Annotated in this window: 20 protein-coding genes, 1 tRNA gene and 1 other RNA gene; 4 read left to right on the forward strand and 18 right to left on the reverse strand. The window is 71.4% G+C overall.

Features of this window, described 5'->3' with window-relative positions:
* Positions 1–30 precede the first annotated feature (30 nt).
* The 4 genes from AC4BGB_RS10765 to AC4BGB_RS10780 are packed head-to-tail and all read right to left on the reverse strand — an operon-like array spanning position 31 to position 3736.
* A complete protein-coding gene (locus AC4BGB_RS10765; protein ID WP_490546824.1) occupies positions 31–621 on the reverse strand; it encodes a DUF5063 domain-containing protein in 591 nt (196 codons plus the stop codon).
* Positions 614–1213, reverse strand: coding sequence for a recombination mediator RecR (recR, locus tag AC4BGB_RS10770; protein ID WP_490546825.1), 600 nt, complete (start codon positions 1211–1213; stop codon positions 614–616). Before recR ends, AC4BGB_RS10765 begins: the two co-directional genes overlap by 8 nt.
* Positions 1206–1601, reverse strand: a complete 396-nt coding sequence (locus AC4BGB_RS10775; protein WP_490546826.1) for a YbaB/EbfC family nucleoid-associated protein — start codon at positions 1599–1601, stop codon at positions 1206–1208. The genes recR and AC4BGB_RS10775 overlap by 8 nt, the downstream gene beginning before the upstream one ends.
* A 59-nt stretch (positions 1602–1660) precedes the next feature.
* Positions 1661–3736 carry a DNA polymerase III subunit gamma and tau gene (locus tag AC4BGB_RS10780; protein WP_490546827.1) on the reverse strand — a complete coding sequence of 692 codons (2076 nt, stop codon included), beginning with the start codon at positions 3734–3736 and terminating at the stop codon, positions 1661–1663.
* 178 nt (positions 3737–3914) lie between these two features.
* On the opposite strand from AC4BGB_RS10780, the gene AC4BGB_RS10785 reads away from it, so the two are divergent.
* Positions 3915–5153, forward strand: coding sequence for an acetyl-CoA hydrolase/transferase family protein (locus AC4BGB_RS10785; RefSeq protein WP_490546828.1), 1239 nt, complete (start codon positions 3915–3917; stop codon positions 5151–5153).
* Positions 5154–5182: 29 nt separating this feature from the next.
* Here the strand turns inward: AC4BGB_RS10785 and ffs are convergent.
* Positions 5183–5272: signal recognition particle sRNA small type (ffs, locus tag AC4BGB_RS10790), an RNA gene on the reverse strand.
* Between the two features lie 60 nt (positions 5273–5332).
* Between ffs and AC4BGB_RS10795 the strand changes: the two genes are divergently transcribed.
* Positions 5333–5417 (forward strand) — tRNA-Ser (locus AC4BGB_RS10795).
* A 99-nt stretch (positions 5418–5516) separates the two neighbouring features.
* On the opposite strand, the gene AC4BGB_RS10800 is transcribed toward AC4BGB_RS10795, so the two are convergent.
* The 13 genes from AC4BGB_RS10800 to AC4BGB_RS10860 are packed head-to-tail and all read right to left on the reverse strand — an operon-like array spanning position 5517 to position 19933.
* The gene (locus AC4BGB_RS10800; protein WP_490546829.1) at positions 5517–6293 is read right to left on the reverse strand and encodes a TIM barrel protein; all 777 of its coding nucleotides are present in this window, start codon (positions 6291–6293) and stop codon (positions 5517–5519) included.
* Positions 6290–7300 carry a Gfo/Idh/MocA family oxidoreductase gene (locus AC4BGB_RS10805; RefSeq protein ID WP_490546830.1) on the reverse strand — a complete coding sequence of 337 codons (1011 nt, stop codon included), beginning with the start codon at positions 7298–7300 and terminating at the stop codon, positions 6290–6292. Before AC4BGB_RS10805 ends, AC4BGB_RS10800 begins: the two co-directional genes overlap by 4 nt.
* Positions 7297–8457, reverse strand: a complete 1161-nt coding sequence (locus AC4BGB_RS10810; RefSeq protein WP_490546831.1) for a Gfo/Idh/MocA family protein — start codon at positions 8455–8457, stop codon at positions 7297–7299. Before AC4BGB_RS10810 ends, AC4BGB_RS10805 begins: the two co-directional genes overlap by 4 nt.
* Before the next feature lie 10 nt (positions 8458–8467).
* Positions 8468–10369: a 3D-(3,5/4)-trihydroxycyclohexane-1,2-dione acylhydrolase (decyclizing) gene (gene iolD, locus AC4BGB_RS10815; protein WP_490546832.1), complete on the reverse strand. Its 1902-nt coding sequence runs from the start codon at positions 10367–10369 to the stop codon at positions 8468–8470.
* The gene (gene iolB / locus AC4BGB_RS10820; RefSeq protein WP_490546833.1) at positions 10366–11349 is read right to left on the reverse strand and encodes a 5-deoxy-glucuronate isomerase; all 984 of its coding nucleotides are present in this window, start codon (positions 11347–11349) and stop codon (positions 10366–10368) included. The genes iolD and iolB overlap by 4 nt, the downstream gene beginning before the upstream one ends.
* 1 nt (position 11350) lies before the next feature.
* A complete protein-coding gene (locus tag AC4BGB_RS10825; protein ID WP_490546834.1) occupies positions 11351–12298 on the reverse strand; it encodes a Cgl0159 family (beta/alpha)8-fold protein in 948 nt (315 codons plus the stop codon).
* Positions 12298–13272 carry a 5-dehydro-2-deoxygluconokinase gene (gene iolC / locus AC4BGB_RS10830; protein WP_490548430.1) on the reverse strand — a complete coding sequence of 325 codons (975 nt, stop codon included), beginning with the start codon at positions 13270–13272 and terminating at the stop codon, positions 12298–12300. Before iolC ends, AC4BGB_RS10825 begins: the two co-directional genes overlap by 1 nt.
* The gene (locus AC4BGB_RS10835) at positions 13266–14132 is read right to left on the reverse strand and encodes a sugar phosphate isomerase/epimerase family protein (RefSeq protein ID WP_490546835.1); all 867 of its coding nucleotides are present in this window, start codon (positions 14130–14132) and stop codon (positions 13266–13268) included. Before AC4BGB_RS10835 ends, iolC begins: the two co-directional genes overlap by 7 nt.
* Before the next feature lie 25 nt (positions 14133–14157).
* Positions 14158–15654 carry a CoA-acylating methylmalonate-semialdehyde dehydrogenase gene (locus AC4BGB_RS10840; protein WP_490546836.1) on the reverse strand — a complete coding sequence of 499 codons (1497 nt, stop codon included), beginning with the start codon at positions 15652–15654 and terminating at the stop codon, positions 14158–14160.
* 51 nt (positions 15655–15705) lie between these two features.
* Positions 15706–16713, reverse strand: a complete 1008-nt coding sequence (locus AC4BGB_RS10845; RefSeq protein ID WP_490546837.1) for a sugar phosphate isomerase/epimerase family protein — start codon at positions 16711–16713, stop codon at positions 15706–15708.
* A 31-nt stretch (positions 16714–16744) separates the two neighbouring features.
* On the reverse strand, positions 16745–17929 hold the full coding sequence (locus tag AC4BGB_RS10850; RefSeq protein ID WP_490546838.1) for a Gfo/Idh/MocA family protein: 1185 nt from the start codon (positions 17927–17929) through the stop codon (positions 16745–16747).
* Positions 17930–17972: 43 nt separating this feature from the next.
* A complete protein-coding gene (locus AC4BGB_RS10855; protein ID WP_490546839.1) occupies positions 17973–18980 on the reverse strand; it encodes a Gfo/Idh/MocA family oxidoreductase in 1008 nt (335 codons plus the stop codon).
* A 29-nt stretch (positions 18981–19009) separates the two neighbouring features.
* Positions 19010–19933 carry a TIM barrel protein gene (locus AC4BGB_RS10860; protein ID WP_490546840.1) on the reverse strand — a complete coding sequence of 308 codons (924 nt, stop codon included), beginning with the start codon at positions 19931–19933 and terminating at the stop codon, positions 19010–19012.
* A 265-nt stretch (positions 19934–20198) separates the two neighbouring features.
* Here AC4BGB_RS10860 and AC4BGB_RS10865 point away from each other — a divergent pair, with 265 nt between their 5' ends.
* Positions 20199–21197 carry a substrate-binding domain-containing protein gene (locus AC4BGB_RS10865; protein ID WP_490546841.1) on the forward strand — a complete coding sequence of 333 codons (999 nt, stop codon included), beginning with the start codon at positions 20199–20201 and terminating at the stop codon, positions 21195–21197.
* A 64-nt stretch (positions 21198–21261) separates the two neighbouring features.
* On the forward strand, positions 21262–22329 hold the full coding sequence (locus AC4BGB_RS10870) for an ABC transporter permease (protein ID WP_490546842.1): 1068 nt from the start codon (positions 21262–21264) through the stop codon (positions 22327–22329).
* Positions 22330–22331: the final 2 nt, after the last annotated feature.

Here is a 22331-nt window from a genome sequence, read left to right on the forward strand (position 1 = left end):
ACTGCTGGCCGCCGACGATTCTACGTGGGGTCAGGCGGTGCCGACGCCACGGTCCAACGCGGCCGCCGCCGCGGCGATCTGGTCGCTCTCGTCCGCGAGGTCCGCGTCGAGCCGGTCGTGGGCGATCACCGACTGCAGCGCCCGCAGCGCCGCGCTCGCGTTGTCCCCCCAGCTGGCCAGGTAGGAGAACTGCCACCACCACAGCGCCTCCGAGACGTCACCGGAGCGGAAGTGCCGCAGCCCGTTGGCGAGGTCGGTGGCGATGCTGGTGAGGTCGTCGGAGAGCTGGCCCTGGACGATCTCGGGGACGTAGGGGTCGAAGTTGTAGGTGTAGGTGTCGACGGCATCGAGCAGCCGCGCCAGCCGTAGCCGCATCGCGTCCAGGTCGGGGTCGGGACCGACGTCGGGCTGGTACTCCAGCCGCGGCGCGAAGTCGCGCTGCGCGCCGAGACGCGCGCCGGCCAGGAGGATCTGGCTGACCTCGACGAGGAGCAGCGGCAGCACCGTCCCGCCGTTCTCCTCGCGCGACATCGCCTGCAGGGAGACCAGGAAGGACTCCACCGCGTCGGCGATCTGCTGCGCGAACTCCTCGAGCTCGGCATCCACCACGATCTCAGTCACCTGCGTTTCGCCTTCCTGCGAATGCCCGGCCGAGAGTGACCTCGTCGGCGTACTCGAGGTCTCCCCCCACAGGCAGTCCACTCGCCAGACGCGTCACGCGCAAGTCCATGTCCTTGAGGAACCTGCTCAGGTAGGCCGCGGTCGCGTCCCCCTCGATGTTGGGATCGGTCGCCAGGATCACCTCGGTGACCACTCCGTCGGCCAGCCGGGCCATCAGCTCGCGGATCCGCAGCTGCTCGGGGCCGATGCCCTCCAGGGGCGAGATCGCACCGCCGAGCACGTGGTAGCGCCCGCGGAACTCGCGCGTGCGCTCGATCGCCACGACGTCCTTGGGCTCCTCCACCACGCAGATCAGCGCGGGGTCACGGCGCGGGTCGCGACAGATCCGGCACAGCTCCTCCTCGGAGACGTTGCCGCAAACCTTGCAGAACTTGGCCTTGGCCTTCATCTCCATGAGGGTGTCGGCCAGACGGCGTACGTCGACCGGGTCGGCCGCGAGCAGGTGGAACGCAATCCGCTGGGCGCCCTTGGGGCCCACGCCCGGGAGCCGCGCGAGCTCGTCGATCAGGTCCTGGAGGACGCCCTCATACACCGGGGCTGCCCAGGCCTCCCGGCAGTCCGCCCGGCTGGTCCCCCGGGCCACCGAGGGCGCCACCGGCCAGCGGCCCCAGGGTGCTTGCGGCGAGCGCGTCGACCTGCGTCTTCGCGTCGCGGTAGGCGGCGACCACGAGGTCGCCGAGGTCGGCCAGCGACTCCGGGTCGGTGCCGTCGAAGGAGCCCGGGGTAATCGTGACGCCGGCGAGCTCGCCGGTGCCGGTGACGGAGACCGCGACGCCTCCGGCCGAACCCTCCAGGGTGGTGGCGGCCAGCTCCTCCTGGGCTGCGACGAGCTGGGCCTGCATCTGCTGGGCCTGCTCGAGCATGGCCTGCAGGTCGAAGCCGCCCTCGCCTGCGAGGTTGCCGAAGGGGTTGTCCGTCATCTCATCTGCTCCCGGTGTTCGCTCTGGTGTCACAACTCTGGGTCGCGGTCGCGCCGCGGTCAGTCATGGGGGATCTCCTCGATCACGGTGGCTCCGAGCTCGCGCTCGAGGAGCTGCGTGGTGTCGATCCCGTTGTCCTCGTCGGAGGGGTCGTCGCGGCTGGCGTCGGCGTCGAGGTCGGGGCCCTGGGCGTGGGCGGGGACCGGCTCGTCGCCCCGGCGGGTGGGGGCGATGTTGTTGCGCGCCGCGGCGACACCGGCCGGGCGGACCCGCTCGGCCGCGGGCTGGCCTTCACCGCGGGCCTCGTCGCCGGCCCAGGCCGGCGGGCCTCCGGGCGAGCTGTCGGCGCCCGGCTCGGGGGCGCTCGCCGCGGCGGGGCGGATGACCCGAGGGGCTGTCTCCTGGCCCGGCTGGGCCGAGGGGTCGACGGCCACCTCGACCTTCCAGTCGACCCCGATCATGTCGATCGCCGCCTGGCGCAGGATCTCCTGGCTCCCCCCGCCGACGAAGGAGTCGCGTGCACCCGCGGTCTTGAAGCCGATGGTCAGGCTGGTCGCGTCCACCCCGATCACCTGGGCGTTCTGGCTGAGCAGGATCCAGGTGAACCGCCGCATCTTCTTGACCGCCTCGAGCAGGTCGGGCCAGATCCGGCGTACGTCGGCCAGGGACAGGGTCCCCGAACCGGCGCCACCGCCATCGGACGCCGCGGCGACAGCAGGCTCGGCTTGCGGTGCAGGCGCCGACGCGGACGCAGCCGGTGCGGCGGGCGCCTGAGGAGGCGAAGCGGGTGCAGGGGGCGCTGCCGCCGGCTGCGGCGGAGCAGGCCGGGTGGGTGGGGAGGGCGGGGTAGGCGCAGGCTCCGCCGGCGCCGGGGTGGACGGCCGCTGCGGCTCGGCGCCACGTCCGCGGACGTCCTCGGCGGGTGCCCCAGAAACAGAACCGGGAACAGAACCGGAAACAGGACCGGTGACGGCGGCCCGGCGCTCGAGCCGGTCCAGCCGGGCTCCGAGGCCCAGCGAGTCGTGGTCGGCCGCCGGGAGCAGCAGCTTGGCGCAGATGAGCTCCAGGAGCAGCCGCGGCGTGGTGGCCCCGCGCATCTCGGTGAGGCCGCTGGCCACGATGTCGGCCGCGCGGACGAGCTCGGCCCTGCCGAACCGGGCGGCCTGGGAGACCAGCCGTTCGGCCTGGTCGGCCGGCACGTCGATGAGGCCGGTGGTGGCCGCGTCGGGGACGGCGGCGACGATGACGAGGTCGCGCAGGCGGCGGAGCACGTCCTCGGTGAAGCGGCGGGGGTCCTGCCCGGTCTCGATCACCTTGTCGACCACCCCGAAGACACCCGCGCCGTCGACCGCGGCGAACGCGTCCACCACCTCGTCGAGCAGGTTGTCCGGGGTGTAGCCGAGCAGGCTGGTGGCCACCTCGTAGGTGACCCCGTCGGGGCCGGCCCCGCCCAGCAGTTGGTCGAGCACCGAGAGCGAGTCGCGAGCCGAGCCCGCACCGGCCCGGACGACCAGCGGCAGGGCGGCCGGGTCGATCCGGACGCCCTCCTTCTGGCACAGGTCGGCGAGGTAGTCCGAGAGCGTGCGCGGCGGGATCAGCCGGAACGGGTAGTGGTGCGTGCGCGAGCGGATGGTCGCGATGACCTTCTCCGGCTCAGTCGTGGCGAAGATGAACTTCAGGTGCTCCGGAGGCTCCTCGACCAGCTTCAGCAGTGCGTTGAAGCCCTGGGAGGAGACCATGTGGGCCTCGTCGATGATGTAGACCTTGAACCGGCTGCTGACCGGCGCGAAGAACGCCCGCTCCCGCAGGTCACGGGCGTCGTCGACGCCACCGTGGCTGGCCGCGTCGATCTCGATGACGTCGATGGAGCCGGGGCCCCCGCGGGCGAGGTCGCGGCAGGACTGGCACTCCCCGCACGGGTCCGAGATCGGAGCCTTCTCACAATTCAGCGCTCGCGCCAGGATCCGGGCGCTGGTGGTCTTGCCGCACCCACGCGGTCCCGAGAAGAGGTAAGCGTGGTTGACCCGGTTGTTCGCCAGTGCCGCTCGGAGCGGCTCGGTGACATGGTCCTGACCGATCACCTCGGCGAACGTCTCCGGCCGGTAGCGGCGGTAGAGCGCGAGGGTTGGTTCCACACCTGAACCCTAGACGGCCGGGACGACACCTGGCACAGGTGGCGACCACGGCTGCTCCTCCTGGACCGCACGGATGATGCGGAGGAGCCCCTGTTCGCCCCTGCGGACCCCGCCGGGCACCCCTTCTGCATCTTCGTGGCCTGAGGCCGGCACCGGGCGGCCGTCTAGGCTCGCGACCGTGAGCGACCACCAACTGCGACAGATCCTGGACCGACTACCCCCGGAGCCGCGCGTCGTGGTCTCCGGCAACTTCGCGACACCGTGGCACCTCGTCGCCGAGGTCGACCGGCTGCTCCCGACGTACCGGCTGTGGGCCCTGAACGGACAGCCCGGCCTGCCCGACCGCGAGGGAGTCGTCCTGGAGACCTCGTTCGTCGGCGCCGGGATGCGGCGCAGCCCCCGGCTGCGCTACGTGCCGTCGCGGCTCTCGATGGTGCCGGCGCTGTTCAACCGCAACATGGCGCCCGACCTCGTCGTGCTGCACACCTCGCTGCCACGCGACGGCATGATCTCGCTCGGCACGGAGGTCAACGTGCTCCCCGCCGCGATCGAGGCCGTACGCCGGACCGGCGGCGCCGTGATCGCACAGGCCAACCCGCGGATGCCGTTCACCTTCGGCGACGCGGTGATCGCGCTCGAGGACGTCGACCTGGTCATGGAGGTCGACCAGCCCCTCGACGTGCACCACCAGCTCGCGGTCGACGAGGCCTCCGTCGCGATCGGTACCGCCGTGGGGGCACGGGTCCCGGACGGCGCGACCCTGCAGGCCGGCATCGGCGCCGTGCCCGACGCCGCGCTGCTCGGGCTGACCGACCGTCGCTCCCTGCGGGTGTGGACGGAGATGTTCAGCGACAGCGTGCTCACCCTGGAACGGGCCGGGGCGCTCGACCGGGACGTCCCGATCGCCACCTCGTTCGTGTTCGGCTCCGAGGAGCTCTACGCCTGGCTGGATCGCAACGAGCGCGTGCACATGACCCGTACCGAGGTCACCAACGACCCCTCCCGGATCTCGGCGAACCCGGCGATGTTCAGCATCAACTCCTCCCTGGAGGTGGACCTGTACGCCCAGGCGAACGCCTCGCGCGTCCGCGGGCGGATCTACTCCGGGCTCGGCGGTCAGGCGGACTTCGTCGTGGGCGCGATCCACAGCCCCGGCGGCCAGGCGCTGATCGGGCTGCGCTCGTGGCACCCCCGCGCGGGCCGCTCCACGATCGTGCCGATGGTCTCCGCTCCGGTGACCTCCTTCCAGATGACCGCGGTGATCACCGAGCAGGGCACCGCGGAGATCCTCGGGCACGACCAGGAGCGCCAGGCAGCGAACCTGATCACCTACGCCGCCCATCCCGACGCCCGCGAGGAGCTCACGGCCGCCGCAGGCGACCTCTTGCTGCGAACCAGCCATCAGGGTGACCGCTAGCCAGAGCGGTCTGGGTCACCGACACAGACAAAGGCCCCCCATGCACCCGGTAGAGCTCGCCTGCCCTTGCTGCCTTCCGGCCCTGGGGGATTCAGCGAGGTACCGCCGCATGGGGGGTTGGCAGGAAGTCTAGGAGGTCGATTTCGCTACGGCCAATCGGGGCAGGTAGCCTTCGCGACGGAGGATTCGCCTAGTGGCCTATGGCGCTCGCTTGGAAAGCGGGTTGGGTTAACGCCCTCAGGGGTTCGAATCCCCTATCCTCCGCCGATCGACGCCGGCCGAGCCCCCCGAGGGCTCGGCCGGCGTCGCTGTTCGTGGCGGGCCCACGAAGACCCGTGACCACCCCGCGTCCGGCCCCTGCTCTCAGAGCGTGAACGCCTTCCGGAAGGCCTCGACCGCGGCGTCGCTGTCACCGCTCGCGAAGGCCTCGAGGCCCACGACCCCGTCGTACCCCTCGGCGGCCAGCGCACGGGCGACCGCCGCGTAGTTGATCTCCCCGGTGCCCGGCTCGCAGCGCCCGGGTACGTCGGCGACCTGGATCTCCCCCACCCAGGGCAGGGCCCGGCGGACCAGCTCGATCAGGTTCCCCTCGCCGATCTGGGCGTGGTAGAGGTCGAGGTTCATCCGCAGGTGCGGGCTGTCCACGGCGCGGACGAGGGCGAGCGTGTCGGCGGCCCGCGCGAACGGGGTGCCCGGGTGGTCCACTTCGCGGTTCAGGTTCTCCAGGGTGAACACCACGTCGTGGCGCCGGCCCAGGTCGGCGACCCGGTGCAGCGTCTCCAGGGCACGCAGCCACATCTCGCCGGTGACGACCTCGACCGGCCGGACCGGCAGGCCACGGCCGTCCAGACCGGTGCCGTGCAGGTTCAGGCTGGGCGAGCCCAGCGCGCGGGAGGCCTCGATCGAGCGCTCAGCGGTGCGCAGGAGCGTGTCGGCCCCGTCGGGATCGACCAGCTCGCCCTCGACGTACCCGGTCATCGAGGTGAACCGCGCCCCCGTGGCCGCCAGTGCGGGGAGGTCCTTGGCCGTCCAGTCCCAGATCTCGACGGCGAAGCCCTGGTCGCGCAGCCGGCACACGCGCTCGACCAGCGGCAGGTCGAGATGGACCATCTCCGCGCTGACCGCGAGCACGAAGCTCACTGGACCACCGGCACCGGCGCGTTGGCCCGGACCGAGTCCACGCACGCCAGCGCCACGGCGAGCGCCCGCCGCGCATCCACCCCGGTCACGGCCGGCGCCCTGCCCTCGCGCACGGCGTCGGCGAACTCCACGAACTCGGCCACGTAGGCATCACCGAAGAGCTCGACGTCGCCCCGTGGGGTCGGTGCGTGCCGACCACCGGCGTCGTAGTGGGTCACCGGGGCCAGCGCCGCGCCACCGGCGGTCACCATCCCTGCCGACCCGAACACCTCCGCCCGGACGTCGTAGCCGTACGCCGCCGAGAAGCTCGCTTCCGCAACGGCCCGGGTGCCGTTGTCGAAGGTGATCACGACCACCGCGGTGTCCAGCAGGCCGGAGTGCTTGTGCTCGGGAGCCACCAGCGCGTCCGCGGTCGCGTAGACCTCGACGGCCGCGGCGCCCGGGTTGAGCCACAACAGCGTGTCGAAGTCGTGGATCAGGGTCTGGGTGAAGATCGTCCACGGCGGTACGCCGCCGGGGTCGGCCAGCCCCGGGTCACGCGTCAGCGACCGCATCAGGTGGGGGGCGCCGATGCCACCCGCCATGACGAGGTCGTACGCGGCAGCGAAGTCGGCCGCGAAGCGCCGGTTGAAGCCGACCTGGAGCGCCACTCCGGCCTTCTCCGCCGCCGCGATCGCCCGGTCGGCCTCCGAGAGGGTCATCGACATCGGCTTCTCGCAGAACACCGCCTTGCCGGACCCGGCCGCGGCCACCACGAGCTCGCAGTGGGCCACGCTGGAGGCGGCGATCACGACTGCCTCGACGTCGTCGGCCGCGAACAGCTCCTCCGGGGAGGTCATCGCCCGGGCGCCCAGCGGCGCCCCGAGCGCCTCGGCGACACCGGGGCGGGGATCGGCGACGGCGACGAGGGTCGCTCCCGGGACGTGCCTGGCGATGATCTCCGCGTGGGAGGAGCCGATGCGCCCGGCACCGACCAGCCCGACGCGGACCTGACGAACTGGCTTCACGGCCGTACCCACCTCTGCTCGGAGATCGAGGTCTGCATCGCGTCTACGAGCTCGGCTGCCCGGAGCGCGTCCTGCACGGTGGCCCCCACCGGGTCGCCCGACTGGATCGACTCGACCAGCCGGAGCGCCTCGATCACCTTGAGGTCGTCGTACCCCATGGCGATGCCGCCGCCCGGCTGGAACGCGGCGAGCTCACCGTGACGGGGGCTCACCAGCACCGTCGAGTACGCCGCGTCCTGGTAGTCAGACCCCAGGCACAGGCGCAGCTCCCCCATCCTGCGGAAGTCCCACGCGAACGCACCGAGGTCCCCGTGGACCGAGATCTCGTAGCCGCACTGCTCACCCACGGCGGTGCGGCCGGCCACCAGGGTGCCGCGGGCTCCGGAGGCGAACCGCAGCAGCGCTCCCACGTAGTCCTCGTTCTCGACCTCGCCCAGGGTCCCCTTCACCCCGCGCGCGAAGTGGGAGCCGGCGCCGGCCGGCAGCGGCCGCTGCGTGACGAACCGGCCCTCGTCGGCGACGAGCTCGACCACCTCGCCCGCGATGTGGCTCGCGAGGTCCACCGCATGGCTGGCGAGGTCCCCGGAGACCCCGCTGCCGGCCTGGTCCTGGAGGAAGCGCCACGACAGGGCGCCCTGGGGGTGGGCGGCGTAGTCGGCGAGGAACCTGACCTCCACGGTCTGGAGGCTGCCCAGCGCTCCTTGGAGCACCAACTGCCGGGCGTGCTCGACCGCGGGGGCGTTGCGGTAGTTGAAGCCGGCAGCCGACCGCACACCCGCCTTCTCGACGGCCGCGACGATCTCGGCGGTCTCCGCCGCGTTCCGCCCGGCCGGCTTCTCGATCCACAGGTGCCGGCCCGACTCCGCCACCGCGACCGCCATGTCCCGGTGCAGGTGGTTCGGGCCGCAGACCGAGATCACGTCGAGGTCGGCACGCGCGATGAGGCTGCGCCAGTCGCGGTGCAGCTCGGCGAAGCCGTGCCCGCGCACGGAGCGTTCCAGCTCCGCGTCCGAGAGGTGGTCAGCCACCGCGACCAGCCTGGGACGGACCGGCAGCTCGGGGTAGTGCGCCGAGAGCCGGCTCCACGCGCGCGCGTGCAGCCGTCCCATCCAGCCGAAGCCGATCACGCCCACGCGCAGGTCGCGGCGTCCGGTCATGATGGCCTGCTCACAGCCATCGGACCTGCTCCTGCTTGGCCTCGTCGTAGGCCTCGCGACCGCTCAGGGAGCCCGGCACCCCGGTCTCCCACCAGGCGCCCGCCTCGGTCCAGGCGGCGGGGTGCGTGCGGCACACGACGACGGCCGGACGGCGCTTCTCCCGGGCAGCGTTCCGCGCGCGGTCGTACGCCGCACGCAGCTCCTCCACGCCGGCGTCGGCCGGCACGTCCTCGACGAGGCACCCGAGCGACCGGGCGTGGGCGGCGAAGTCGACGTGCACGCTGCCGTCCGCGCCGGGACCACGCGAGTCCGAGAGCAGGTTGTTGAACCCCTCGGCGCCCTGGTTGGTCTGCAGCCGGTGGATCACCGCGAAGCCGGAGTTGTCGCACAGCACCGCCACGAAGGGGTGGCCCGCGAAGGCGGCGGAGTAGAGCTCGGAGTTGAGCATCAGGTAGGACCCGTCGCCGAACAGGCCCGTGACCAGGCCGTGGGGGTGGGTCTGCGCACGCGCCATCGCCGCGCCCCAGGGAGCGACGACCTCGTAGCCCATGCAGGAGAAGCCGTACTCGAGGTCCATCGTGGCGCCGGAGGTCGGGGACTGGTCGTGCTTGACCACCCCGGTCCGCCAGCCGCCGTGCAGCTCGCCGGGCATCCCGCCGGAGGCGGTGAGCACGTAGTCCTCCGGGCCGCTGGCGTCGTTGACCACGCCGACGACCTGCGCATAGGTCAGGGACCCGTCCGGGGCGGCGCCCTCACGGAGCCGGTCGACGTGCGCGTCCCAGTCGGTGAGCCGGGCACCGGCCTGGGTGGACCACGCGGTGTCCGCGCTCCACTCGCCCAGCGACTCCGAGAGCTCCGCGAGCGTCACCCGCGCATCGCCCACGACCGCCTGCGCGGAGTGCTTCACGGCGTCGAACCGCGCGGCGTTGACGGTCACCAGGCGCACCCCCTCGGCGAACCCGGTCCACGAGGAGGTGGTGAAGTCCTGCAGTCGCGTGCCCACGGCGAGGACGACGTCGGCCTGCGCCGCGAGCTCGTTGGCGGAGGTGGCGCCGACGATGCCGAGCGCCCCGCCGTAGAGGCGGTGGTCGTGCGGGACCAGGGTGCGGCCCGCCACGGTCTCGACGACCGGGACCCCGTGGGAATCGGCGAACGCGATCGCCTGCATCGCCGCGCCGGAGTAGCGCACCCCGCCGCCCAGGACCAGCAGCGGACGCTCGGCCTGCCGCAGCGCCGCCGCAGCCTCCTCGAGGTCGTCCCGGTCGGGGCGCTGCCGGGGGACGCGGTGCACCCGGGGCTCGAACATGGCGAGCGGGAAGTCGAACTCCTCGACCTGGGCGTCCTGCGGCATCGCCAGCACGACCGGCCCGCAGTCGGCCGGGTCGGTGAGGACCCGCGCCACCTGCGGCAGCGTGGCGAGCAGCTGCTCGGGCCGGGTGATCCGGTCGAAGTAGCGCGAGACAGCCCGGAAGGAGTCGTTGACCGAGGTCGTCGGGTCGCCGTAGTGCTCGACCTGCTGGAGCACCGGATCGGGCGCCCGCCCGACGAAGGTGTCCCCGGGGAGCAGCAGCACCGGAAGCCGGTTGGCGTGGGCCACCCCCGCCGCCGTCACGAGGTTGAGCGCACCGGGCCCGATCGAGGTGGTCACGGCCATCACCTGCCGGCGGTCCATCGCCCGGGCGAACCCGACCGCGGCCAGGCCCATCCCCTGCTCGGTCTGCCCGCGCCAGGTGGGCAGCTCCTCGCGGTGCTCGTGCAGCGCCGTGCCCAGCCCGAGGACGTTGCCGTGCCCGAAGATGGCGAAGATCCCCGGGAACAGCGGCACCTCGGTCCCGTCGAGCAGCTCCGAGCGCTGCGCGATCATCCACCGGACCAGGGCCTGCGCCGTGGTGAGTCGGATCGTGCCGGTCATCGTGCCTCCTCCGGGTGGGCTGGATCGTCGTACGACGGGACCAGGCCGTCGGCGCGCCCGGACGCCGAGGTGACCGGGCAGCGCGGATCGAGCTGCTGGTCGGCCCAGCCGTCCCGGATCCACGCGTGGTCGGGGTCGTCGCAGAACGCGAGAGCTCGCTCGGCCCCCGGGCCGGCCATCACGTTCAGGTAGTACATCGGGTATCCAGGGGCCGCCATGCACGGACCGTGGTAGCCGTGCGGGACGAGGACGACGTCGTGGTCGCGCACCTCGACGGTCTCGTCGAGCGGCGCCAGGCCGGCCTCCTCGTGCTCGGGGCCGGTGTAGGTCCGGTGGTAGCCGACGCCCGTCCGGGAGGGAGTCACCTGGTCCGGGCCGGCGATCCGGTAGTAGTAGATCTCCTCGTTGACCACCTCGCACGGCGCCGACGCGTCGTGCTTGTGCGGCGGGTGGCTCGACCAGTTGCCCGGCGGGGTGACCAGCTCGCAGCAGACCAGCTTCTCGGCGTGGTCCCACACCCCGGGGACCCCGAAGTTGTTCACCTGGCGGGTCGCCGTCCCCGCCCCGCGGACCTCGACCGGCACCTCGGCGGCGGCGCCGTAGCGCGGCTCGAGGCGGTGCTCGCAGCGTGCGGCCGGGAGGGCCACCTCGGCCACCGTCTCGGACCGCAGGGTCAGCAGGCTGTCCCGGCCCACGTAGGCGAAGTCCGTGACGGCGCTGAACACGCTCGCCCGGCCGTCGAGGTCGAACTTCGCCTCGCACGTCGCGGGCGACTCCGCGAGGGACACCTCCGCCCGCACCGAGCCCCGCAGCGGCAGCACGAAGACCTCGCTCGGCCCGGTCTCCACCTGCACCGCCTGGCCGGGGGCCAGCCGCAGGACGCGTAGCCCGGTCCACTCCCAGCCGGCGTCCTGCGGCGTCAGCGCCACCAGCTCGGCGGCGCCCCCGGCGGACCCGGGGAAGGGGCGGTGGAGGGTCACCTCACTCACCGTCCTTGGCGGAGCGGAGCACCTCGGCCGCAGCGTGTACGGCGGCGCCGACGTCTCCGTCGGGTGGGTAGAGCAGGCTCCGGCCCACGACGAGCCCACGCACCGCCGGGTGGGAGAGGGTCTGCCCCCAGGACTCGAGGGCGGCGGCAGGGTCCGAGCTCGGCACTCCGCCGAGCACGACACAGGGCAGCGTGGTCGACCCGAACACGGTCTCGAAGTCGTCGCAGGAGGGCATCTTGAGCCAGGTGTAGGCGCTCGTCGTACCCAGCCCCGAGGCGATCGTGACCGCGCGGGACAGCGCGGGCGCGTCCTTGCGCAGGAACGGGGTGCCGTCGGCGTCGCGCTCGTAGGGCAACGGCTCCACCATCGCGACCAGGCCCCGATCGGCGAGCTCGCTCACGGCGCGCGCGCAGGCCTCGATCGTGGTGGCCGTCCCGGAGTCGGTGTCGTCGATGCGCAGCAGCATCTTCCCGCCCTCCAGGCCCCACCGGGCGATGCTCTCGGCGTCGTAGCCCGTGAACCGGTCGTCCATCGTCCAGGTCGCCCCGTCGAGGCCGCCCCGGTTCATCGACCCGATCACGACCTTGTCGTCGAGGGCGCCGAGCAGCAGCAGCTCCTCGATCACGTCGGGGGTGCCGAGCACCCCGTCGACATCGGGGTGGTGCAGCGCCTCGACGAGCCGGCCGAGCAGGGACCGGCGATCGGCCATCGCCATCGCGTCGCCCCCGGACGCGAGCGCGCCGCGGGCAGGGTGGTCGGCGGCGACCAGGAACAGCGTCCCCCGCTCGGAGAGGAAGTGGGCCGGGCGTCGCCGGGCGGCATAGGCCTTGGCGACCGCACCCGGGTCGCGGGCGCGCAGCCGCAGCAGGTCCCGCCACTGCTCGGTGGTGATCTTCGGTCCCCGCCGCTCCACGATCGGCTCGACCTCGCTGGCACTCATCAACGATCCCCTCCCCGCGCGACGAGGTCGGTGAGCTCGGCGAGCGTCGGCATCGCGTCCGCGCACGCCAGCCGGGAGGCGACGATCGCCCCGGCCGCGTTGGCGTGCCGCGCGATGTCGGCCGGCCCCCACCCGGCGAGGAGCCCGTGCACGAGGGCAGCGCCGAAGGCGTCCCCGGCCCCGAGGCCGCAGACGACCTCGACGGGGTGGGGCGGTACGACGTCACGGCCCTCGGCGGTGGCGACCAGGACACCCTCGGCGCCCATCTTCACCAGCGCCAGCTCCACACCGCGGTCGAGCAGCCGGGTGGCCGCCCGGTCCGGGTCACCGGTGCCGACGGCGACCTCGACCTCGGCCCGGTTGCCGACGGCCACGGTGACGTGGTCCAGCATCGCGTCGTACTCCGCGCCGGCGTGCCCGGGTGAGGACCAGAACATCGGCCGCCAGTCGAGGTCGAGCACGGTGTGCCTGCCCGACCCGGCCTCCGGACGGCCCCGGTGCTTGAGCATGGTCAGCTGCGAGGTGCGCGCCGGCTCAGCGCTCACGCCGGTCCCGGTCACCCAGAACACCGGCACGTCACGGACCACGTCCCAGGGGATGTCGTCCTCGCCGATGGTGAGGTCGGGCGCGACCGGCTCCCGGTAGAAGACCAGGCCGGGGTCCTCGGGCGGGTCCAGCTCGCAGAACACCACGGGTGTGAGCAACCCGGGGGCGGTCCCGACGTACGACGCGTCCACCCCGAACCCGGTCAGGGCCTCCCGGACGAACTCGCCGAACCCGTCCGGGCCCACCTTGGTGAGCACGGCCGTACGCCGCCCCAGCCGTGCCGCGCCCACGGCGACGTTGGTGGCCGTGCCGCCGAGGTACTTGGCGAACGTTGCGACGTCCTTGAGGGGTCCGTCCTGCTGGGGGTAGATGTCGACCCCCACCCGGCCCACGGTGAGCAGCTCGAGCTCCCCCGCGACGCTCACCAGGACCCCACGTAGGAGTCGATGGTCTTGCGCATGAAGCGGCTGGAGTCCTGGGCCCGCTCCTCCCAGGCGAAGACGCACGAGGTCATCACGTTGCCCTCACGGGAGCCGAAGCCCAGCTGGTGCAGGGTCGCGAAGAACTCGTCCCAGCGGACCTCGCCCTGGCCGATGTCGAGGTGCTGGTGCACCCGGACCGGGTTCCCGGGCGGGTTGGTGATGTAGCGCAGGCCCGAGGACCCGGTGTGGTCGAAGGAGTCGGCCAGGTGCAGGTGGGTCATCAGGTCACCGGCGTAGGTCATGATCTCGGCCATGTTCCCGCCCATGTGGAAGGTGTGCGGCGCGCAGTAGAGGAAGGACACGAGCGGGGAGTTGATCCCGCGGATCATGTCGACCGCGACCAGCCCGTCCTCGACGAAGTCGTCGGGGTGGGGCTCGAGACGGAGCTCGACGCCCTCGCGCTCGAAGACCGGGAGCAGCTCCTCCATCGACCGCCAGAACTGCGCCTCGGACCTGCTCGCCGCCTCGGGGCGGCCGTTGAACTCCGAGTTCATCACCCGGCAGTCGAGGTCGACGGTGATCTCGATGGCGCGCTTCCAGTAGCGGACCGCGGCCTGGCGCTCGTCCTCGTCGGGTCCGGACCAGCGGTAGAGCGGCAGGTGCGAGGCGACCTTCACCCCGGCAGCGTCGAGGGCCTTCTTGAACGAGCGCACGGTGGCGTCGTCGGCGCGGGGGTGCAGGAAGAACGGGGTGAAGTCCTCGCGGGGCGAGAGCTCGAGGTGCTCGAAGCCGAGCTCGGCCACCACGCCGGGGAGCTCGAGCAGCGGGGTGCTGCGCAACATGTACGGGTCGAGCGCGATCTTCATCTGCATCTCCTGCCTGCTGCGGAGGTCATTTAGACGTCGGGAAGTGGAAGCTGGCGTCGCTGGCGTTCTCGCTGCGCGGCCAGCGGGAGGTGACGACCTTCGCCCGCGTGTAGAAGCTCACGCCCTCGGGCCCGTGCACGTGCAGGTCGCCGAACAGGGAGTTCTTCCAGCCCCCGAAGGAGTAGTAGGCCATCGGCACCGGGACGGGCACGTTGATGCCGATCATCCCCACGTGCACGCCGCGCTGGAACCGCCGCGCGGCCTCACCGCTGTTGGTGAAGATGGCCGTCCCGTTGCCATAGGGGTTCGCGTTGACCAGGGCGATGGCGTCATCCACCGTGTCGAGGCGTACGACGGAGAGCACCGGCCCGAAGATCTCCTCGGTGTAGACATCCATGGCCGTGGAGACGTCGTCGATCACCGTGGGGCCGACGAAGAACCCGTCCTCGTGACCGGGTACGACGTGCTCGCGGCCGTCGACGGCGATCCGGGCGCCCTGCTCCTCGCCGGCGCCGATCAGCCCGACGATGCGCTCCTGCGCGGCACGGGTGACCACCGGACCCATCTCGCTGTCGGCCTCGCGGCCGTCGCCGACCTTGACCGCGCGTGCCCGGTCGTTGACGGCCTCGACGAGGCGGTCCGCGACGTCACCGACCGCGACGGCGGCCGAGATCGCCATGCAGCGCTCGCCGGCCGAGCCGAAGGCCGCGGCGGCGAGGTGGTCGGCGGCGAAGTCCACGTCGGCGTCGGGCAGGACGATGGCGTGGTTCTTGGCCCCGCCGAGCGCCTGGACCCGCTTGCCGTTGGCCGTGCCGCGCTCGTGGATGTACTTCGCGATCGGGGTCGAGCCCACGAAGGACACGGCGGCCACGTCGGGTGAGTCCAGGATCGCGTCGACCGCGACCTTGTCGCCGTGCACCACGTTGAAGACGCCGTCGGGGAGGCCGGCCTCCTGCCACAGCTGCGCGAGCAGCATCGACGCGGAGGGGTCGCGCTCGCTCGGCTTGAGCACGAAGGTGTTCCCGCACGCGATCGCGACCGGGAACATCCACATCGGCACCATCGCGGGGAAGTTGAACGGGGTGATCCCGGCGACCACCCCGAGCGGCTCGCGGAACGAGAACGTGTCCACGTCGGTCGAGACCTGGTCGGAGTAGTCGCCCTTGAGCAGGTTGGGGATGCCGCAGACGAACTCCACGACCTCGAGGCCGCGCTGCACCTCGCCCAGCGCATCGGAGAGGACCTTGCCGTGCTCGCCGGTGATCACCTCCGCGAGCTCCGCGGAGCGGGCGTTGACGAGCTCGCGGAAGGCGAACAGCACCTTGGCGCGCTTGTTCACCGACGTCTGCGACCAGTCCTCGAACGCATCCCTCGCCGCGGCGACGGCAGCCTCCACGTCGGCCACGTCGGCGAGCAGGACCTCGGCCTGCTGCTCCCCCGTGGCCGGGTCGTAGACCGCGGACGCGCGCTCCGAGACTCCGGAGGTCGGCTTGCCGCCGATCCAGTGCTCGATGGTTCTCATACGGACCTCCTACTTTGTACTTACATTCTGACTTTAACAGTGGGTGCGCGTTCAGGCCACCCCTGCGTCCTCGGCCGCGGCGAGCAGGTGCTGCGCGGCGAACTCCAGCCCCTCCACCTGCCCGAACGAGGCGTCCTCGTGCTCGATGTTCACCGGCATCTCGGGGTCGACCTTGTAGATGGCGGCGAGGAAGCGCGCCCAGAAGCCCACGTCGTGGCCGCGGCCCACGGCGACGAAGGACCAGCCGGGCACCTCGGGCCACCTGGTCACCGTGTAGCGACCGCCGAGACCCACGGGGTCCTCCTCCGCCGGGATCCACTCGAAGCGGTCGTCGAGCACGCCGTTGACGGCGGCGGTCTCGTGGATCAGCGTGTCCTTGGCCGCGGCGAAGAACACCAGCGGGCCGAGGTCCTCGATCGCCCTGACCGGGTCGATGTGCTGCCAGAAGAGGTGGCTGGGATCCATCTCGGCGCCGAGGCGGTTCCTGCCGTCAGCAGGCGTGGTCCGCTCGACCAGTCGCTTCATCGTCGCCGGGTTGAAGACCAGGTTGTGCGGGTGCATCTCGATCGCGACCCTGACGTCGTGCTCGGCCGCGAGCTCCTGGATCTCCTTCCAGAACGGGACCGCGACCTCGTCCCACTGGTAGTCCAGGGTCTCCTTGTGGACGCTGTCCCACGGGATGACCGTCCAGGCCGGCCGCGAGCCGCCGGGGTCGGTGGCGGGCAGGCCCGACATGGTGATCACGGTCCTGATGCCGAGCAACCCGGCCAACCGGATGGTCCGCCTCAGGTCCTCGGCGTGGTGCACCTCCGGATCGGGGTGCAGCGGGTTTCCGTTGCAGTTCAGCGCCGTGAGCTCGATGCCGTACTTCGGGAAGATCGCGAGGTACTCCTCGCGCGCCTCCGCGCTCTCCAGCAGCTCATCCACGGGCAGGTGCGGCGTCCCGATGAACCCTCCGGCGTTGACCTCGGCGCTGTTCAGGCCGAGGTCGCGCATGATCGCCAGCGCCTCCTCGAGGGGCAAGTCGTGCAGGCAGGCGGTGTAGGCACCGATCTTCATCGCGGCCGACCTCTCTCTTGGTGGGGTGACGTCAGGCCAGGGAGACGGCCTGGCCGCCGTGGAGCGCGGACTGGGTGACGGCGGCGAGGATCTCCAGGTTGTGCAGGCCGTGCCGCAGCGTCGGAACGGGCGGCAGCCGGTCGAGCCCGGCGACCTGGTCGAGGAACGCACGCGCCTGCCAGGCGAAGAAGTCGTTCTGCCCGTGCCCCACCGAGGGGAAGTCCATCGGCAGGCCGCGCGCCAGATAGGGGTGCCCGGGACCGAGCAGCACCTGCCGGGGGCCGTTCACGAGCCCGTCCGGCCCCAGGTCGGCGAAGGTGAACTCCCCGGGCCGGCCCAGGTCGTACGCCGCCGAGCCGACCTCCGCGGACACCTCGAAGCCGAGCCCGTTCGGCAGGCCGTGGGCGACCCGCGAGACCGAGAAGGTCCCCACGGCACCGTTGGCGAACGTGGCGGTGAACGTGGCGATGTCCTCGTTCTCCACGGGCGCCAGCTCGTCGCTGACCGCGCCGCCGGCGTGGCCGACGGTGACGCCGAGGGGCACCGGCCGCTGGTCGGTGAAGGTCGCGAAGACGGCGCCGCTGACGCTGGTCATCGGCCCGCAGAGGAACTCGCCGATGTCGATCAGGTGGCTGCCGATGTCGGCGAGCGCACCGCTGCCCGGGCCGCCGCGGTAGCGCCAGCTGATCGGGTTGCCCGGGTCCTGGCCGTAGTCGCACCAGTAGTGGCCGTTGAAGTGGCGCACCTGCCCGATCGAACCGGCGATGACCTGCTCGCGGATCGCGTTGATCCCCGGCGCCCGGCGGAAGGTGAACCCGATGCCGGCATGCGTATCGGCGGCCTCGGCCGCGGCCACCATCGCCTTGGCGTCCTCCACCGAGGGGGCCAGCGGCTTCTCGCACAGGACGTGCTTCCCGGCAGCGAGCAGCGCCTCGACCACCTCACGGTGCAGGTCGTTGGCGACGGCGACGCTCACCACGTCGATGTCGGGCGCGTCCACGACGGCCTCCCAGGAGGTCTCCGCCCTCTCGTAGCCGAACCGCTTGGCCGCGTCGGCAGCCGCGGGCGCGTGCGCGTCCGCCACCGCGACGAGGCGGGTGTCGGGACGGTCGAGGTCGAACAGGGTCCCGGCGGTGCGGTAGCCGGCGGCGTGCGCTCGCCCGACCATGCCGACGCCGATCACGGCGACACCGATGGGGTCGATGGGGTGGGTCATCGCGGTTCCTCCTGCTGGTGACGAGGGAAGGGTCGGACGGTGGTCATCGGTAGAGGCCGGGTCGCTCGCCCAGCACGATCTCGACCCGCTCCCCGCCGTAGAGGGACTGCACGCCGGCGTCGCACACCTGCTGCGCGGCGTACCCGTCCCATGAGCTCGGGCCGGTCAGCGGCACCCCGCCGGCCACCTCGTGGATCCACTCCTGGAACTCCACGTCGTAGGCCGCCACGAACCGCTCACGCCAGTCCGCCGGGACCGCGACGCCGGCGCTGTTGTCGCGGCGGAGGACCACCTGCCCGGTGTCGGCCAGCGCGGCGGTGCCGTCCTCCCCGACCACCTCGCCGCGGATGTCGTAGCCGTAGCGGATGTTCACGGAGGTCTCCACGTTGACCAGCACGCCCGACTCCGTCTCCAGGATCATCAGCAGCGGGTCCTGCAGGTCGCCCCCGTGGCTGTTCGGCTTCGCCGCCACCACCCGGATCGCCCGGAGCTCCTCGCCGAGCAGCCACCGCGTCACGTCGAAGTCGTGCACGGCGGTGTCGACGATCGCCATGTCCCGCGTGTAGTGGTCGGGCACCGACGGGTTGCGGTGGCCGGAGTAGTAGATGAGGGGCGCCCCCACGGCGCCGGAGTCGATCACGCGCTTCAGCGCTCGGTACGACGCGTCGTAGCGGCGCATGAACCCCACCTGCACCAGGCGGCGGCCACCTGCCAGCTCCGCATCGATGATCCGGCGGCACGCGTCGGTGGTGGTCGCCAGCGGCTTCTCGCAGAAGACCGGCTTGCCCGCCTCGATGGCCGCGACGACGTACTGCTCGTGCGTCGGCCCCCAGGAGCAGACGATCACCGCCTGCACCCGGCTGTCGGCGATCAGCTCCTCGCCCGTGGCGTGCACCCGCGCGCCCGGCAGCCCTGCGGCCACCTCCTTGGCGACGACCTCGTCGGCGTCGCTGACCGCGACCACGTCCGCCCCCGAGACGACCTTGGTGAGTCGACGGACGTGGTCGCGGCCGATCATCCCGGTTCCGATGACGCCGACGTCGAGGGTCATGGCTGGCGCTCCTTCATCGATCCGCGGTCTCAGTAGGGCCAGCGGCGGACGGGACCGAGACCGCAGCCGACGTAGTAGCCGGCGGTGCGTGCACCGATGGGCAGGGGGATGTGCGGCTCGACCGGGTAGAGGTCCTGCTCGATCACCGCGTAGATCTCGCGGTCGAGCCTCCCGAGCTCGTCGAGCAGCGGCGGCATGTCCGGCTCCCCGTAGGGCGGCTCGCACATGATCCCGAGCTTGACCGACTCCGAGAGCGGCATCCGCTCCGCGAGCGCCCGAGCCCGTACGACGGGGTCCACCGACTTGAGGTGCACGTAGGTGATCCGCTCGGGGAAGCGCCGGATGATCTCGACGTTGTCGCCCTCGCAGTAGGCGACGTGGCCGGTGTCGAGGCACAGGTTGACCAGCTGCGGGTCGGTGTCCTCCAGGAAGCGCTCGATCCGGTCCTGGGTGTCGACGTGGGTGTCGGCGTGCGGGTGGAAGACCAGCTTCACGCCGTACTCGCCGGCGATGACCTTGGCCAGCTCGTTCGTGCCGGAGACCAGGTCGTGCCACGCCTCCGGGTCGAGCTCTCCCGACCCGGAGGCGGCCCCGGTGTGCTGGTCGGTGTACTGCTCCGGAAGGTGGACGAGGTACTGCGCCCCGACCGCCGCCAGCAGCGCCGCCTCCTGGCTGAACTCCGCGATCGCCGTCTCCAGCGCCTCCTTCCCCCGGTGCAGGCCGGCGAAGACCGTCCCTCCGCATGCGGTGAGGTCGCGCCGGGCCAGCTCCTCCTTCAGCTGCGCGGGGTCCTGCGGCATGAAGCCCTGCGGACCGAGCTCGGTGTACAGGTAGCCCGCCGCCGCGATCTCGTCGAGGTAGACGTCCCAGGTGACCTGGTGGGGATCGCGGGCGAACCAGACGCCCCACGAGTCGGGCGCGGTGCCGAGGCGGATCTTGGAGAGGTCTGACATGGCTGCTCCGAGCTTGTCCGGGTGGTGCGTGGGCGGGTACGGGCGAGGTGTGCCCCGCGTCACAACCATTCCACCGAGGAGCCGGAGTGCTGTCAAGGGTTTGTTCTTACATTCTGTCGGCCTAGCAAACTTCTCCACATGCTCCGAACTTAAGTATGTTAGAACAAAGTCTTGACAAGCCAACTTGGGCGGGACGACTGTGACGGAAGACACACTCCAGCCCCGCGCCGGGGCACTGCGGTCCTCGAGGAAAGGAACACCGACCATGAAGCAGACCCGAGCCCGAAGAGGCGGTCCCCTCGTCGTGGGGGCAGTGCTCGCTGTGATCCTGTCCGCCTGCGCCTCCGGTGGACGCACGGACATGGAGGACGACAGCTCCGAGGCCAGCGGTGGCGCCGGCGACAACTCCGGCTACACGATCGCGATGATCACCCACGAGACGCCGGGCGACACCTTCTGGGACAAGATCAAGTCGGGGGCCCAGCAGGCGGCGAAGAACTACGGCATCACCCTGAAGTACGCCAACGACCCCGACCCGGGCAAGCAGGCGACGCTGATCCAGAACGCCATCGACTCGAAGGTCGACGGGATCGCCACCACCCTGGCCACCCCGGACGCCCTGGCGTCGTCGGTGAAGGCCTCCGAGAGCGCCGAGATCCCGATCGTCGCGTTCAACTCGGGCATCGACCAGTACAAGGACCTCGGCGCCTCGATGTACTTCGGCTCCGACGAGGAGCTCGCCGGTGAGACCGCAGGGCAGCGGATCGTCGAGGACGGCGGCCAGAAGCCGCTGTGCGTGATCCAGGCCTCGGGCTCGGTGGCGCTGGAGACCCGCTGCGCCGGCGTGAAGTCCAAGGCGCCGGGCACCACCAACATCCAGGTCAACGGTGCCGACGACTCCGCGGTGGTCTCCTCGCTGCAGGCGAAGCTGGCCCAGGACAAGTCGATCGACTACATCGTGACGCTGGGCGCCCCGATCGCCCTCGACGCCATCAAGGCGAAGGAGGCCTCCGGCAGCAAGGCGAAGCTGATCACCTTCGACCTCAACGCCGACGCGGCCCAGCTGATCAAGGACAAGAAGATCGAGTTCTCGATCGACCAGCAGCCCTACGTCCAGGGCTACCTCGCTGTGACCTCGCTGTACCTCAACCGGAAGAACGGGAACGACATCGGCGGTGGTGGACCGGTCCTCACCGGCCCCTCGTTCGTCGACGCGTCGAACATCGACACCATCCTCCCGTTCGCGCAGAAGGGCACCCGGTAGGCGCCCCGCGGGTGGCCGGCCACCACGGCCGGCCACCCGCACCAACCGAACCACGGAGGAACTCATGAGTCAGACGTCTGAAAGACCGGCCGCCGAGGCCGCCCCGACCGAGGCATCGAACCGGGTCCAGCTCAGCTTCACCAACAGGCTCCTGGCCCGCCCCGAGATCGGTGCCCTCGTCGCCGCGGTGGTGATCGGCATCTTCTTCCTGGTGGTGGCGCCGCCCTTCCGCTCGGCGGAGTCCCTGGCCACCGTGCTCTACCAGAGCGCCACCATCGGGATCGTGGCCGTGGCCGTCGGCATGCTGATGATCGGCGGGGAGTTCGACCTCTCCGCCGGCGTCATGGTGACCACCGCGGGCCTGTTCAACGCGATGTTCTCCTACCAGTACAACCTCAACCTGTGGGTCGGCGCGGTGCTGAGCCTCGTCGTCGCGCTGGCGATCGGGTTCCTCAACGGCTTCCTGGTGATGAAGACCGGCATCGCCAGCTTCCTGATCACCCTGGGCACGTTCTTCGTCCTCCAGGGCGCCAACCTGGGCGTGACCAAGCTGGTCACCGGCTCGGTCTCCACCCCGAACATCAACCAGATGAACGGCTACGACCAGCTGCAGAAGGTCTTCGCCTCCTCCTTCGAGGTCGGCTCGGTACGCGTGAGCATCATCGTCATCTGGTGGTTCCTGTTCGTGGCCATCGCCTCGTGGGTGCTGCTGCGGACCAAGATCGGGAACTGGATCTACGCGGTCGGCGGCAACCAGGCCAGCGCCCGCGCCGTCGGCGTACCGGTGACCGCGGTGAAGATCGGCCTGTTCATGACCGTGAGCTTCCTGGCGTGGTTCATGGGCATGCACACGCTCTACAACTTCAACACGATCCAGGCCGGCAACGGCGTGGGCAACGAGTTCCTCTACATCATCGCCGCGGTCGTGGGCGGCACCCTGCTCACCGGCGGCTACGGGAACGCCATCGGTGTCGCGATCGGCTCGTTCATCTTCGGCATGACCAGCCTGTGCATCGTCTACGCCGGTTGGGACCCGAACTGGTTCCGCGCCTTCCTCGGCGTGATGCTCCTGCTCGCGGTCCTCGTCAACCTCTACGTCAAGAAGCTCTCGACCACCAGGAAGGTGGCCTAGCC

Source organism: Nocardioides sp. Z30_9, assembly GCF_058215735.1.

Bases quoted from the DNA above. Each gene is read 5' to 3' on its own strand.
- iolD (WP_490546832.1), bottom strand. From the start codon at position 10,369: ATGACCGGCACGATCCGACTCACCACGGCGCAGGCCCTGGTCCGGTGG.
- AC4BGB_RS10835 (WP_490546835.1), bottom strand. From the start codon at position 14,132: ATGAAGATCGCGCTCGACCCGTACATGTTGCGCAGCACCCCGCTGCTC.
- AC4BGB_RS10865 (WP_490546841.1), top strand. From the start codon at position 20,199: ATGAAGCAGACCCGAGCCCGAAGAGGCGGTCCCCTCGTCGTGGGGGCA.
- AC4BGB_RS10840 (WP_490546836.1), bottom strand. From the start codon at position 15,654: ATGAGAACCATCGAGCACTGGATCGGCGGCAAGCCGACCTCCGGAGTC.
- AC4BGB_RS10775 (WP_490546826.1), bottom strand. From the start codon at position 1,601: ATGACGGACAACCCCTTCGGCAACCTCGCAGGCGAGGGCGGCTTCGAC.
- AC4BGB_RS10810 (WP_490546831.1), bottom strand. From the start codon at position 8,457: ATGACCGGACGCCGCGACCTGCGCGTGGGCGTGATCGGCTTCGGCTGG.
- AC4BGB_RS10825 (WP_490546834.1), bottom strand. From the start codon at position 12,298: ATGAGTGCCAGCGAGGTCGAGCCGATCGTGGAGCGGCGGGGACCGAAG.
- AC4BGB_RS10850 (WP_490546838.1), bottom strand. From the start codon at position 17,929: ATGACCCACCCCATCGACCCCATCGGTGTCGCCGTGATCGGCGTCGGC.
- AC4BGB_RS10845 (WP_490546837.1), bottom strand. From the start codon at position 16,713: ATGAAGATCGGTGCCTACACCGCCTGCCTGCACGACTTGCCCCTCGAG.
- AC4BGB_RS10860 (WP_490546840.1), bottom strand. From the start codon at position 19,933: ATGTCAGACCTCTCCAAGATCCGCCTCGGCACCGCGCCCGACTCGTGG.
- AC4BGB_RS10855 (WP_490546839.1), bottom strand. From the start codon at position 18,980: ATGACCCTCGACGTCGGCGTCATCGGAACCGGGATGATCGGCCGCGAC.
- AC4BGB_RS10870 (WP_490546842.1), top strand. From the start codon at position 21,262: ATGAGTCAGACGTCTGAAAGACCGGCCGCCGAGGCCGCCCCGACCGAG.